The organism is Bradyrhizobium shewense (assembly GCF_900094605.1).
Taxonomy (GTDB): Bacteria; Pseudomonadota; Alphaproteobacteria; order Rhizobiales; family Xanthobacteraceae; genus Bradyrhizobium; species Bradyrhizobium shewense.
The window spans coordinates 150645-163085 of sequence record NZ_FMAI01000011.1; the positions used below are offsets into that span (position 1 = coordinate 150645).

A 12441-nucleotide genomic window follows, 5' to 3' on the forward strand; every position below is an offset into this window, starting at 1 on the left:
CGTCATTCGCGGACAGGGGCTTATCAATCCCGCCGCGGCGCGTCGAGCGGCACGGCGCTGATCAAGCCGCGTTGCCCACGGCGGCGTTCAGGCGTGATTCGATAGCCGTAAAAGTGCGGGCCGATAGGGGGCTTGCGGATCGTCGTCCTCGTTCTCCGGGATGACGCAGGAGCCGAATTCCTGCCTGATCCGCTCCATCTCGGCGATGCGCTCATGCAATCGCTGCAAATGCTCCGGCGATGTCGCCCGCCAGAACCGGAACGTGTCGGCGGTCAGCGGCACGAAGGCCGTGCCGAACAGGGTTGGCTCGGGAACGACCGTGCGTCCAAGCAGCAGGAAGCGGTCGGCGCCAGAGACGATCAGGGTCGCATAGCCCCGGTTTCCGATCCGCCTGATGCCATTCAGCGACCATTCGGCGAGCTTGCCGAAATAAGGCTCCTCGCGCCAGCGATCGGGGCAATGGTCGTCGACCGTGACGTTCACGGCATCCTGGCTGAAATGGACGATGATCCCCGACTTCGCCGGGAACCAGTCGTCGTCGAGATGCCCCTGCAGCCAGGCGCAGACGAAGGAGCGGCACATCTGGGGACGGCGGTCGTAGATGGTGCAGCCGGTGCCCGTCTGCCAGTGCTTGCAGAGCTGGTTCACCGGCTTGTCGACGGCGGCCACCTCGAGAATGTCGCAGCAGGCGTTGCAGGATCCGCATTGCCGGGCGAACGGCGCCGTCTTCGGCTGGCCGGCTGCCTTGAAGCCCTGGCCGTCGCGAACCAGCAGCTTCTGCTTCTCCAGCGTGTTCAAGGCGCGCTCGACCTTGAGACGGGACAATCCGGTCGCGTCGATGACACTCTTCATGGTTGTCGCGCCGGCCTCCACCGCGCGAGCGACCTGCAACGTCGACTGATCCATCTTCGATGACTTGTTCTTTCGCCCGTCAATCCGGCTATCGCGGGCAGGCTTGGAACCTGCTGCCCGCAGCCGGCATCTGGTGTCTCTGCCGAGGCATCTCGGCGGCCTCTGTTACGTAAGGCCAGACCTCGCATGGATGCAACGTTTTCGCAAATCTGCGATCACGGAATGGGCGGATTCGGGTCGATTCCGGGCTTTGACGACCGGATTCGATGATGAGGATCAAACCAAGCCTGGGCAGGGACTGCTAGCTCAGGCGCATGAGCTTCCTGACCTTCTTCACGGCGACCTATTTCCTGCTGGCCGTGCCCGGGCCGACCAACACCTTGCTCGCGACATCGGGCGCAGGGATCGGCATTGTGCGCTCGCTTCATCTGCTTGTGGCGGAGCTCGCCGGCTATCTGCTGGCGATCGCGCTGTTGCGGCTGGCGCTCGGGCCCATCGTCATGGATATCCCGCTCGCGGCCGTCCTGCTCCGCGTCGCGGTGACCATCTACATCCTGTGCCTTGCCGTCATGCTCTGGCGAGTCAACACGCGCGAGCTGCGCGACGGTGCACCGGTGACGTTCGGCCAGGTGCTGCTCGCAACCCTGTTGAACCCGAAAGCGCTCGTCTTCGCCTTCCTGCTCCTGCCAGTTGGAGCTGGGCCGCTTGAACTGTTGCCCTGGTTGGGCGCGATTGCGCTTCAGATTGTCACCGCTGGCGCCGCGTGGATCACTCTGGGCGCAACGCTCGGCCGCGGCGCGCGCCGTCTCGGGCATCCCGACCTGGTCACGCGCACCGGCGCGGTCACGCTTGTCGCGGTGACCGGCCTGATCTGGCTTCAATCATTCCTGAGCGCGTGAGCGCCGACGTCACCGGAAGCGCTTACTGCGCGCCGGATCCGCCCTGCACGATCTTCTCGTTCAGCTTCAGATCGACAGTCTCGACGGTGCGGTCGATCTCGGCGTTGGGCACGCCGAGCTGATGCGAGATCAGCTTCACCAGGAGGTCGACGCGCTCGATGAAGGGCGCGCCGCTCGCGACGGCGCGCGCCGCCGATGACGGCTTGAGCAGGCTCTCGGCGGCCTTGGCGTATTTCGCGAACGGCACCTGGTCCTGCGGGTCGGCGCCGAGCTTGCGGGCGATGGCGTCGACGTGGTCGTAGATCGTCTGCGAGCGCTTGAGGTCGCCGTGCACGGCGTCGCGGATCGATTGCGGATCGTGCGGCGTGATGCAGCGGTAATTGCCGGTGAGCAGCATCGACCATTTCGCCAGCGGCACGAACAGGGAATCGAACACCTTCAGCTTCACCGGCACGTCGTGGCCGTCGAGCGTCACCGCGTCGATGTCGGCCTCGAGCTCGCGCAGCACCTTGTTGTGCTTCTCGTCGGCGAACACCGACGCCTTGAAATTGGTGGGCAGGCCGACATGCAGCACGTTCGCGGCTTCTTCCGGCGGACGGAACGCCTGCGGGTCGGGCGAGCACAGCGTCACCAGCCCCGGCTCGAACCGCTCCCACACCTGGGCATTGGTGTAAGCCTCTTCCAGATCCATGTCGGCGAGCGCCGGGATCCGCTTCAGATAGGGCAGCGGCGGCATGTTCATGATCGACAGGCACGGCAGCTTCGCCGCGGCGATCTTGACCATGAGAACGCGGACGGTGTGGTTGGTGTATTGCGGCTCCTGCATCGCAAGGCCGACCATGTCGTAGCGGGAGAGGTCGACATTGGCGGGGGTCACGGCGTCGAGCTTGCCGGGCAGGTTGCGCGAAAAGATCGCCCGATGCACCGCCTCGTCACGCAGCTTGATGCGCACCTCGCTACCTTCGCGGTTGATCAGCTCCGCGGTCTTGGCGCGGCAGACCAGGGTCACATTGTGCCCCGCCATCAGCAGCTTCGTGCCCAGCAGCGAGCCGTAAGAAGCCCCGAGAATCAATATGTTGCGCGCCATATTCCGTCCCTTTGACAATGTGTGTGATTTTTGAGCCCCGGCCGTCATCCGCGGGCGAGTTGCCGGCATGTAAAGCGAAGTGCGCGGGGATGGCAACTGGGATAATGCATACAAGGCGGCGCCGGATTCCGGCGGCCGGTACGGAGTGAGAGCATCCCTCCGGCAATCCTTCCGCTCGCCGGCAATGACCCCGGCTGTGCGGCGCTCATCCGCGACGGGTCCTCATTTTATCACCCGACGGGTCCTCGCTGTCCCGCCACGTGTGGTGGTCCATCGGCTCGCTCGCATGCGACTTTACCGAATTCGATCCGTCGGATGTTTCGCTCATCGGCTCGCTGTGAGGCGCGATCGGAGTCGTCACACTTCGCGCCGATGATCGGCACGTCGGTCTCGCTGTCATCTTATCGTCACATCGCAATCGGCGTCGATGAAGCGGCAATCCGCCGCATCTCTCACCATATCGTGCTTTCACAATGCCGGCCTACGCAGGCATGTATTTTACGTCGGCGAACTGACGTCATTTCGGTTCGCCGATCGCAACAAGAAACGACAAGGGCCGCATCGCAAGTCTGATCGCAAGACTGGCGGAGTGCGCGGCAAACAACTGTGTTCAGCGATGGAGCTGGGACGTGACGATTGAGTTGGGCTGGCCTCGACCTTGTGCCCAAGCGGGCTGGTTGGGAATGGTGACGAAAGACGTCGATGCGGCGGGCAGCATCGACAGGCGTAAGCGCGATGGACGCGATCAGGGGCGGCAGCGATCGCATCGAGCAGGTGTGCAGGGTGCTGCGCAGAACGCGAAGCCGGCAGGTCTGGGCGCAAGTCCGGGCAACCGTTGACGGCGCCGCTCGGGGGCTGACATGGAAGGTGATCATTGGCCGCACGGCTCGTGCGACGGCGCCGGGCAAAGCCTGGCGCGCTTGCGGGATCGCGCGTCCCAATTTTTCCAAAGCCTGTCCGTCGCGGAGCTTGGGCGTGAGACGGACCGGCATCTGTGGATTTCGGAGTGGTTGAAGGTCGCGGACGACTACCGGACCTTGGCCGAATCCGCGCACCAAAACCGTTCCGCCTGGGTTTCGCGGGAAGCGTGGCTCTGTTCGTTGACGGCCCTCGAAGTCGTCAGACGCTTGTCTTGTCCGGAAGATGTCGAAAGTGCCGGCCTCGCAGACGAGGTCGGCATCAGCCTGAGAGGTTTCGAGGCGGAGGCCGGACTGGCGATCGAGCGGGTCAAGATTGATTGCTTCGACCAGGGGGCGCTGGCCGCCTTCTTTCTGCCGGCGCTCCGTCGTGGGACTTCCGCGCCGACGGTCATCTGCCTCAGTGACGAGGACATCACCCTGGGCTCGATGATGAGCAGGCTGTTGCCGGCCTCACTCTGCGGGACCATGTCGCTCTTGTTCGTCGATGCCGGCAATTCAACCGTGCATCGCTCCTTCAAGCCGGAGCACAGGCTTCAGTGCTGGTTGGACTATCTGGAGGCTCGCCCCGATGTTGATGCGCGGCGGATCGCAATCTATGGCGAAGGGGAGGGCGCCTCTCATGCGTCCCGCCTTGCCCTCTCGGATCGCAGAATAGCGGCCGCCGTGTGCGACGGTGGCCTTTTGACGCCGGTGATGCGTCGAGCATCGCTTCGCTGGATGACCGGTTTCGGGCAGGCGGTCCCTGACGGAGCCTCGACGGGTTCGCTGGCGCCGTCGCGTCGACTCCCGTGCCCGCTGCTCATGGTCGTCGGGAGCCGCTCCATGATATGGGAGCAGGACGCCCTCGATCTGCAAGCCGGCTATCGGCAGACCGGAGCCGATTGCTCGGTCGTGGTGCCCAACAATGTCCGGCACCCGCTCGGCGAGGTCGAGAATTTCATCGCTGTCGACGACTTCGTCTTCGAATGGCTCGGCAGCAAGCTCGGAACGGCCCGTCAGCTTGATCCCGTGACCTACCTCTAGCCCTGGGGGGATCGCTTTCGAGAGCGGTGTTTGCGGCCATGCTTCGAGGCGATCGTCTCGAAGCCGAGGCGCGCGTCACGACACGTCGATAGCCAGCAATCGTGCCGCCAGCCGGGCGTTCCTGCCGATCGTTGCGAGCGCGGCATTCAGTTCAGCCAGGGTCTTCTCGTCGAGCTCGTTGAAGATGGTCGAATTCAAGGCGAGCTTTCTCTTGGACAGTTTTTCGATTTCCGTCGTGGCCTTCTCGGTCAGCGACATCAGAACGAAGCGGGCATCGTCCGGTGCCGGCCGCCGCGACAGGAAGCCGCCCTTTTCGAGGCTCTTGGTCTGGTTGGTCACGAAGGCCGGGTGGACCCGCAACTTGTTCGCGATGTCGATGCCGGCGACGCCGCGCCCGTCGTCCAGTTCGGTGATCGCCATCAAGATCAGCCACTGCGGCTCGGTAATGCCCAGCAGTCCGGCCCAGCAGGTATGGATGTCCTCCAGCTGGGAGTGAATTTCGACGACGTTCCAGATGAAGTCCGTAATCGCCCTGTCGAGTTTTTTCTCGATCATGTGGCTGCCCCCCGTTTCCCTCAGTTCACTCTTTTAATGGGATATTGGGGAATCGTCTCGCATATCGCGCATAGACAATTGTGGCGGACACCGCGCGGCGAAAACGGTTTGACGGTTTAGTACTTGCAAAAAGCAATTAATTAAATTACGTCTCGCAGCACTCAATCTTTGCTGCTCTTGACCCTGTCGATGGACAGCGATGTGAGACCTCCAAGAAAGCCCTCGGGATGCCCCCTGAGGGCTTTTTCGTTTTGGATTAAGGAGTTAGGTGCCATTCCGACCGCCTCTGTTGCCATCGGGCAACATCTCTGACGGAAGTTACGATTCACTAAATCAATAAATTGAGGCCGTTGTTTTTATAAACTATACGTGAAGCTACGACGGAGGGGGGGCACCTCACTGTCGTTTCAGTCCGGACCTTCAGTGCGGACCTGAATTGAACGGAAATTAAGTGGGTCAAGCGGCGTCCTCCGAGGAGCCGAGCCCCCTGAACCGACCTGGAGGTTTACTAATGAAGTTGACGAAGACGCTCTTTCTCGGCTCGGCTGCCGGCCTGATGGCCGTCTCCGGGGCGTTCGCAGCCGATCTCCCCGTGAAGGCCAAGGCCGTCGAATACGTGAAGATCTGCTCGCTGTACGGCGCCGGCTTCTACTACATCCCGGGCACCGACACCTGCATCAAGCTGGGTGGTTATCTGCGCGCTGAAGTCGCGTTCAACACCAACAGCAACTACGGCATTTCGAACGGCTCTCCGGCCGGTGCGCACAACCGCCTCAGCAACTACTACCAGATGCGCGCTCGTCAGGATCTCAACATCGACACGCGCACCGCGACCGAATACGGCGTCGTCCGTACCTTCTTCGACGGCGTGTTCACCTGGACCACCGGTGGCTATCAGGGCTCCGGCTCGGCGACGGGCGGCACGGTCTATACCGGCAACCTCGGCCTCAACACCTCCGGCGCGACGCCGGCGCTCGTTGGTTCGTCGATCAACGGCACCGACGGCAACACCTCGGGCGGTTCGCTCGGCGTGTACTACGCCTTCATCCAGTTCGCCGGCTTCACCATGGGTAAGGCCGTGTCGCAGTTCGACGCGCCCTGGACCAACTATCCCGGCAACAACATCGACAGCCTCGTCGGCGGTTCCGGCACGGTCACTGGTGTCAACCAGTTCACCTACACCGCTGATTTCGGTCAGGGCGTGACGGCTTCGTTCTCGGCGGAAGACGCGACGGCCTACTACCAGGCCGGCAACGTGAACCTGACCGGCGCGACCGTCGGCAGCATGGTCGGCGGTACGTACGGCACCAACGCCATCGGCGGCTCGCGTTCGCCGAACCTCGTCGGTATGGTCCGTGTCGACCAGGCCTGGGGCATGTTCCAGGCGTCGGTCGCTGCGCATGACAACCACGTCGCCTACTACGGCGCGACCGAAGCCACCGGCCACCCCGACGACAAGTGGGGTTGGGCTGTTCAGCTCGCTCTGTCGATCAAGAACATCCCGACCGGTGCGGGTGACGTGATCAACATTTCGGGCGTCTACACCGACGGTGCGACCCGCTACAACTTCCAGAACCTGGCGGGCAGCAGCTACTCGATGTTCGGCAGCTCGGGCGTTGCCTATCAGAGCGTCGGCTTCGCCTATGCTCCGGATACCGTGTTCGTCACGGGCGGCCAGCAGGAAACCGTCAAGACCTGGGGCTTCCGCGGTGCTTACACCCATAACTGGGATCCCTACTGGAACACCGCGCTGTATGGTGCCTACGCTCAGGCGCAGTACGGCTCGGTCGCCAAGACCGCTCTCTGCGGCGCTGGCGGTGCAGGCGGCGTGTTCGGCGGTCTCGCCGGTGTCACGGGTTGTAACCCTGACTTCGCCGTCGGCCAGGTCGGTATCATCACCCGCTGGACCCCGGTCAAGAACCTGACGTTCTCGGGCGACCTGAACTGGACCCGTCTCGACCAGAAGTACTCGGGCACGGTTGGTTACGCCGGTGCCGGCACGACGGCCAAGCCGGCCGCCCTGTACGAGCTGAAGGATCAGGACAGCGTCACCCTGCTGCTCCGCGCCCAGCGCAACTGGTAAGATCTTTCGAACCACGTGATGAACACCCGGCGGGAAACCGCCGGGTGTTTTTTTGTGCGCGCATGCGGCGTAATGCCTGACGCCCGCGTTGCCCGGATCGAGCCAACGGGTCGCGCGAATGCGCTGCCCGATGGTGTAGGGACCGTTCGCCCGGTACCGCGCGCCGGTCCCGGATTACGCTGGCGCTCCATCCGGGCCACGGCACCGAGCCTGTTTCGCTGCTCTGAGAAGCTCCTCGCGCAAATATTCCGATCTATCGAAATTCGGTTTCGGCGACAGTGGTGATTGCAGGACGCTCAATCATTGCGAGGAGCCCGCGACAAATTGCGAAGCAATTTTGCGCTGGTGATGAAGCAATCCAGAATCCTTTCGTGGAAAGACTCTGGATTGCTTCGCTGCGCTCGCAATGACGGCGTGGAGAGAGCGGGCGTCATAACACTGCTCGCCGGGGCCCATCTATCCGCGTCGCACTCTGTCGCTTTCTGGGTCCCGGCTCTGCGCCGCAACGCTGTCAGCGTTGCGGCTTGTCCGGGACACGAGAGAACTGCATGCGTCGTTCAGAGACAGGCGCTGCGAAGTTGTCCGCGGGCTGTGCCGCAACCACTCGCGCGGAAATTGCGTGCGCCTCAGCCCTGGCTTGCCATCCGCGCGCGGTCGAGATGCTCCTCGATCTTGGGGCGGTCGCGGGTGCGCTCGAAACTGGTGCACAGCAGTTCGGTCTCATCGAGCGAGACCGGAGCGCGATACAGCCGGCACATGAATTCGGCGCTCGCGCGACCTTTGGAGGTGCCCGGGCCGCGTTCGGCGAGAAACATGCAGTCCCGGCAGACGCTGGCATCGAGCCGTTGATGGGCCGCGTCGAGGTGATTGAGAACTTCGCGGAGCGAGTCGCGCAGCCTGACGCATTCGTCGTTTCCAAGCGAGGTGACCGCATTCACCACGTGATTGATCGGGTCGTGCTGGTTCAGGCATTTCTCGCCTTGGGCGGTGACGTGCAGGACGACAGAACGCTTGTCCTCTTGCGACGGCTTGCGCACCAGAAAGGATTTGCTCTCCAGCGTCTTCACGATCTGCGATGCAGTTGCTCTGGTGGCGCCGATGAAGCCGGCCAGCGCGGATGGCGTGCGCGAAAACCTGTTGGCGCGGCCGAGAAAGCGCAGCGCCATCCATTCGCGATCGCGCAATCCATGCTGATTGCCTTCGAAATACCAAGCCCTCGCCGCCTGAACCAGCAGCTCGACGGCTTCCCGTGCCAACGGCATGAATCTACCTCGTCCCCGGAACTTCGTCTGCGGCGCCCCGAAGCCGCTTTGCACCCTGGCCCGCGAAACCATCGAAAGACATCGAACGGTTGCAGCTGTCCGGCGAACACGTCGTGTCGAGCTCTCGTTCGAAGGAACGAATCGCAGTGCGCCCGATCTGGACCGATGCGCGTCGCGTGCTTCGGAGTGACGAACTGCGTCGTTGGCGTCCCAACAGCGTCGTCGCACGGGAGCCCGAGTTGCCGTCGCCAGCCGACGATGGATCGGAATAGTTCAACCAAAGCCCCTGAGTTCAAGTCACACGCAGACGTTTCTTATATTCCATTGAAACGATGAATGAGCTTCTCAACAAAATCAAGTAGAGACGCTCGCGAGCCCAGATGTCGTTGCAGGCGAATGTAACGTTCAAGACAATCTCGCTCATCGGGACACATGATAGTGAACGCAATACGCTGCCCGGCAAGCAACATGCACTCAATTCTGCGACGCCATGATTGCACGGCATCCTGCTGACCGTGATCGACGCAAATTGATCGAAGCTTGTGCACGACGACGATGAGTTCGGCACGTCATCCACAACTTGTGGGTGGAGCCGGAGAATCGTCAAGGGAACTCGGAGGAACTACACGCGTCGGTTGTTGACCGTTATGCTCGCAGAATCGCCGGTGCGGTCGCTTCTAGCGCTGTCGTCCGCTGTTCTCACCCGAGTGGTGACGGCGCTTAGGACGGAAAACCGGCGACGGCCGTGCGGCGCATGCGCCGGCGGCGTGGCGGCATGCGCAATCTCCTGTCGAAAACAACGGGCAGGAGCAGGATAGCGGCGCATGTTGCCGGCGGTCGCGGCCTCTCGCGCTGCTATTCGCCCTTGAGCATGTCCCGCAGCTCGCGGAACGGATCGGCACTCGGCGGAGCCGAAGCGTCTTGCCGCATCGCGCCGTAGATTCTCGGAACCATGTCGACCGCCTGGTCGAGGCCCGAATCACGTCCCGACTGATAGCCGCCCATCAGGCGAAGGTCGCGGGTGTCCTCGTATTTGGCGATCAAGGCGCGCAGCTTGCTGACCAATTCGCGCTCTTCGGGATCCCAGACGTTGTGGGCGAGGCGCGAGACCGAAGCCAGCACATCGACGGCCGGATAGCGCGCCTGGTCGGCAATGTGCCTGGAGAGCACGATGTGCCCATCGAGCGTGCTGCGGATGGTATCGGCGATCGGCTCGTTGTGATCGTCGCCGTCGACCAGCACCGAGAAGATCCCGGTGATGGTGCCGGAACCTTCCTCGCCGGGCCCGGCGCGCTCCAGGAGGCGCGGCAGATCGGTGAAGACCGTCGGCGCGTAGCCGCGCGCGACCGCAGGCTCGCCGGCGGCGAGCGCGACCTCGCGGGCGGCGTGGGCGAAACGCGTGATCGAATCGACCATGAGCAGCACCGATTCGCCCCGGTCGCGGAAATATTCCGCGAACGCCATGGCCGTCTTCGGCGCCAGCCGCCGCATCATCGGGCTTTCGTCTCCGGTCGACACGATGGTGACGGCGCGCTGGCGATCGTTGCCCAGCACATCCTCGATGAACTCGCGCACCTCGCGGCCGCGCTCGCCGACCAGGGCCAGTACGACTGTATCGAAACCCTGGCTGCGGGCGAGCATCGCAAGCAGCGTCGATTTGCCGACGCCGGAGCCGGCAAAGATGCCGACGCGCTGGCCGGCGCAGATCGGCGCGAACAAATCGATGACACGTACGCCGGTGCGCAGCGGCTTGTGCACGCGTGCGCGCTTCATCGCCGACGGCGCCTCAGCCTCCGCCGAGACCGCTTGTGGGCCCGGCGTGAGGGGCCCCAATCCATCCAGCGGCGCACCGAGAGCGTTGATGACGCGACCCTTCCAGCTCGGATCGGGCGCAAAGGACAAGGGCGGCATCCGGTAGGCGACCGAGCCGAGGCCGCCGGCGAACTGCCGGTCGAACGGCTTGGCGATGATGCCCTCGCTGTCGATTCGCACCACCTCGCCGATCTGCGGCTTGCCGCCCGAATTGACGCCGATGAGCTCGCCGAGCCTGACGAAGCGCGACAGGCCGGAGACACGGAAATGCGTCGGCGCGATCTCGGAGATCGCGCCGCTGACGCTTGCCAGGGGAGTGCTCTGCTGAAGCTCCAGCAGCGCCCACTCGAGTTGCCGAAGAGCGTTCAAGGAAACCGTCCAACCTCAATCTCAATGCGCGCGGGGCGCGGTCTACTTGCCGGGTTCGCCCAGCGTCCGGATGGCGTTCTGCAGCGAGCTCTCGGTGCCCTCGATCATCGAATTGGTGCCGTCGAAGGCGCGTGAGGCCACGATCAGTTTGGTCAATTCCATCATCGGATTGGCGCCGGAGCCCTCGACATAGCCTTGCTTGAAGCCGTCGCGGGAGAAATCGGCGATGGCGCTCGCGGGCCGGTCCGGCGTCACGCCGGAATTGCCGTAGCGCTCGAGATTGGCGTCAGCGGGGATGTTGAACAGGCCGATGGTGCCGATCTCGTTGTTGTCCTGGGTGATCGCGCCGCTGCGCGAGATCGAGACCGGTCCGCCGTTCGGGTCCAGCGTGATCTGCGCGCCGCCGGAATCGACGACGGGAAAGCCGCTTACGGTCTGAAGATCGCCGTTGGCGGCGATCTGGAGCCGGCCGTCGCGGGTGTAAACCGTGCCGTTGGGACCTGCGAAGGCGATCCAGCCCTGGCCGACCACGGCGACGTCGAGCGGATTGCCGCTCTCGGTGATGTTGCCTTGCTCGCGCGAGATGATGTTCTCGCCGGGCGAGGAGAAGGCGACCGGGTTCGCGCCGGCCTTGGACAGCACGGTCTCGAACTTCACCACGTCGGTGCGGAATGCCGCCGTGTTGACGTTGGCGACGTTGTTGGCGATCGTCTGGAGGCGCTTTTCGAGAGCGACCTGGGCCGACAATCCCACATAGAGGGCCGATTGCATGATCTACTTTCCGAACCGGAGGGACTGAAGTTTCGAGAGCATGTCGATATCCATGCTGGCCGAGCTGGCGCCGCCGATCAGGACCAGCGCGGGATTGGTCGAGCTGTTGCTCTGGGCCTGGGTCGCATCCCACATCGCCGCGAAGCGCTGCACGAATTTGGTGACCTTGGCCGGGTCCTGGAAATCGGTGAGCTTGACCCTGTTCGTGATCATCTTGGCCTGGGCGTCGATGTTGGCCGCGCTGATCGTCGAGGGCAGGCCGAGCGCAGTCTGAACCACCTGCGTCAGCGCCTTGTCCGCGAGGACCTGGTAGGCGGTCGTGATTGTGGACGCCTTGCGGGTGAAATAGAGCGCCAGCCGCAGGCCCTCGTTCTGGTCACCGGCTTTCTGCTCCATCGTCTGCGTGACATAATGGGTCGCCGTCCCGGTCGTGGCCTGGGTGGTCTTCGTCGCGTTGCTGCCGAGGGCGGCGAAATTGAAGGCGGTGGCGAATTCCCGGTAGCGGGTGTCGGTCAGCTTGTTGGCGAAGGTGTTCTTGTTGCCGACACCCTCGGTCAGCACCTTGCGCATGAACGCCTTGGCGTAGGTCATGTCGCTGAGGCCAAAGGCCTTCATCGCGTAGGAATAGAGGCGAAAGTCCTTCAGGAAGTCGTCGATCGTCTTCACGTTGCCGATATGGCTCAGGAAATAGTCGGTCTCGCGGCTGACATCCGGCTGTGTCGCGACCTGCGTCAGCGACTTGCCCATGTCCTTGGTCAGTCTGGTGTAGTCCGCGATGGTGGATAGCATGACACGCGCCCCTCTGGCC

General features: G+C 63.3%; 10 protein-coding genes. 3 read left to right on the forward strand and 7 right to left on the reverse strand.

The features are described from left to right. Nucleotides 1-87 precede the first annotated feature (87 nt). Nucleotides 88-906 (reverse strand): YkgJ family cysteine cluster protein, encoded by an 819-nt coding sequence (locus tag GA0061098_RS21820; RefSeq protein ID WP_091960775.1) that lies wholly within the window; start codon nt 904-906, stop codon nt 88-90. A 260-nt stretch (nt 907-1166) separates the two neighbouring features. Between GA0061098_RS21820 and GA0061098_RS21825 the strand changes: the two genes are divergently transcribed. Then, complete coding sequence (locus tag GA0061098_RS21825; protein ID WP_091960779.1) at nt 1167-1751, forward strand: LysE family translocator; 585 nt, start codon at nt 1167-1169, stop codon at nt 1749-1751. A gap of 22 nt (nt 1752-1773) precedes the next feature. Here GA0061098_RS21825 and GA0061098_RS21830 read toward each other — a convergent pair whose 3' ends face one another. After that, entirely contained in the window at nt 1774-2838 is a 1065-nt protein-coding gene (locus GA0061098_RS21830) for a ketopantoate reductase family protein (protein ID WP_091960782.1), read from the reverse strand. An 860-nt stretch (nt 2839-3698) separates the two neighbouring features. On the opposite strand from GA0061098_RS21830, the gene GA0061098_RS21835 reads away from it, so the two are divergent. Continuing rightward, nucleotides 3699-4781: an alpha/beta hydrolase family protein gene (locus GA0061098_RS21835; protein ID WP_091960785.1), complete on the forward strand. Its 1083-nt coding sequence runs from the start codon at nt 3699-3701 to the stop codon at nt 4779-4781. A 75-nt stretch (nt 4782-4856) separates the two neighbouring features. Here the strand turns inward: GA0061098_RS21835 and GA0061098_RS21840 are convergent, their stop codons facing one another. Then, nucleotides 4857-5336, reverse strand: coding sequence for a MarR family winged helix-turn-helix transcriptional regulator (locus GA0061098_RS21840; RefSeq protein ID WP_091960789.1), 480 nt, complete (start codon nt 5334-5336; stop codon nt 4857-4859). 511 nt (nt 5337-5847) lie between these two features. Here GA0061098_RS21840 and GA0061098_RS21845 point away from each other — a divergent pair. Beyond that, nucleotides 5848-7419 carry a porin gene (locus GA0061098_RS21845; protein ID WP_091960792.1) on the forward strand — a complete coding sequence of 524 codons (1572 nt, stop codon included), beginning with the start codon at nt 5848-5850 and terminating at the stop codon, nt 7417-7419. A gap of 626 nt (nt 7420-8045) precedes the next feature. Here GA0061098_RS21845 and GA0061098_RS21850 read toward each other — a convergent pair. From GA0061098_RS21850 to GA0061098_RS21865, 4 genes are all read right to left on the reverse strand, one after another. Continuing rightward, on the reverse strand, nt 8046-8681 hold the full coding sequence (locus GA0061098_RS21850; protein ID WP_091960795.1) for a MarR family winged helix-turn-helix transcriptional regulator: 636 nt from the start codon (nt 8679-8681) through the stop codon (nt 8046-8048). An 855-nt stretch (nt 8682-9536) separates the two neighbouring features. After that, nucleotides 9537-10862, reverse strand: coding sequence for a flagellar protein export ATPase FliI (gene fliI, locus GA0061098_RS21855; RefSeq protein ID WP_091960804.1), 1326 nt, complete (start codon nt 10860-10862; stop codon nt 9537-9539). 42 nt (nt 10863-10904) lie between these two features. Beyond that, a complete protein-coding gene (gene flgF / locus GA0061098_RS21860; RefSeq protein ID WP_091960807.1) occupies nt 10905-11633 on the reverse strand; it encodes a flagellar basal-body rod protein FlgF in 729 nt (242 codons plus the stop codon). Between the two features lie 3 nt (nt 11634-11636). Continuing rightward, a complete protein-coding gene (locus GA0061098_RS21865) occupies nt 11637-12422 on the reverse strand; it encodes a DUF1217 domain-containing protein (protein WP_091960810.1) in 786 nt (261 codons plus the stop codon). Nucleotides 12423-12441 lie beyond the last annotated feature (19 nt).

What these genes read in the sequence shown, in the direction of transcription:
- GA0061098_RS21820 (WP_091960775.1), bottom strand. Translation starts at nt 906, where the DNA reads ATGGATCAGTCGACGTTGCAGGTCGCTCGCGCGGTGGAGGCCGGCGCG.
- GA0061098_RS21825 (WP_091960779.1), top strand. Translation starts at nt 1,167, where the DNA reads ATGAGCTTCCTGACCTTCTTCACGGCGACCTATTTCCTGCTGGCCGTG.
- GA0061098_RS21830 (WP_091960782.1), bottom strand. Translation starts at nt 2,838, where the DNA reads ATGGCGCGCAACATATTGATTCTCGGGGCTTCTTACGGCTCGCTGCTG.
- GA0061098_RS21835 (WP_091960785.1), top strand. Translation starts at nt 3,699, where the DNA reads ATGGAAGGTGATCATTGGCCGCACGGCTCGTGCGACGGCGCCGGGCAA.
- GA0061098_RS21840 (WP_091960789.1), bottom strand. Translation starts at nt 5,336, where the DNA reads ATGATCGAGAAAAAACTCGACAGGGCGATTACGGACTTCATCTGGAAC.
- GA0061098_RS21845 (WP_091960792.1), top strand. Translation starts at nt 5,848, where the DNA reads ATGAAGTTGACGAAGACGCTCTTTCTCGGCTCGGCTGCCGGCCTGATG.
- GA0061098_RS21850 (WP_091960795.1), bottom strand. Translation starts at nt 8,681, where the DNA reads ATGCCGTTGGCACGGGAAGCCGTCGAGCTGCTGGTTCAGGCGGCGAGG.
- flgF (WP_091960807.1), bottom strand. Translation starts at nt 11,633, where the DNA reads ATGCAATCGGCCCTCTATGTGGGATTGTCGGCCCAGGTCGCTCTCGAA.
- GA0061098_RS21865 (WP_091960810.1), bottom strand. Translation starts at nt 12,422, where the DNA reads ATGCTATCCACCATCGCGGACTACACCAGACTGACCAAGGACATGGGC.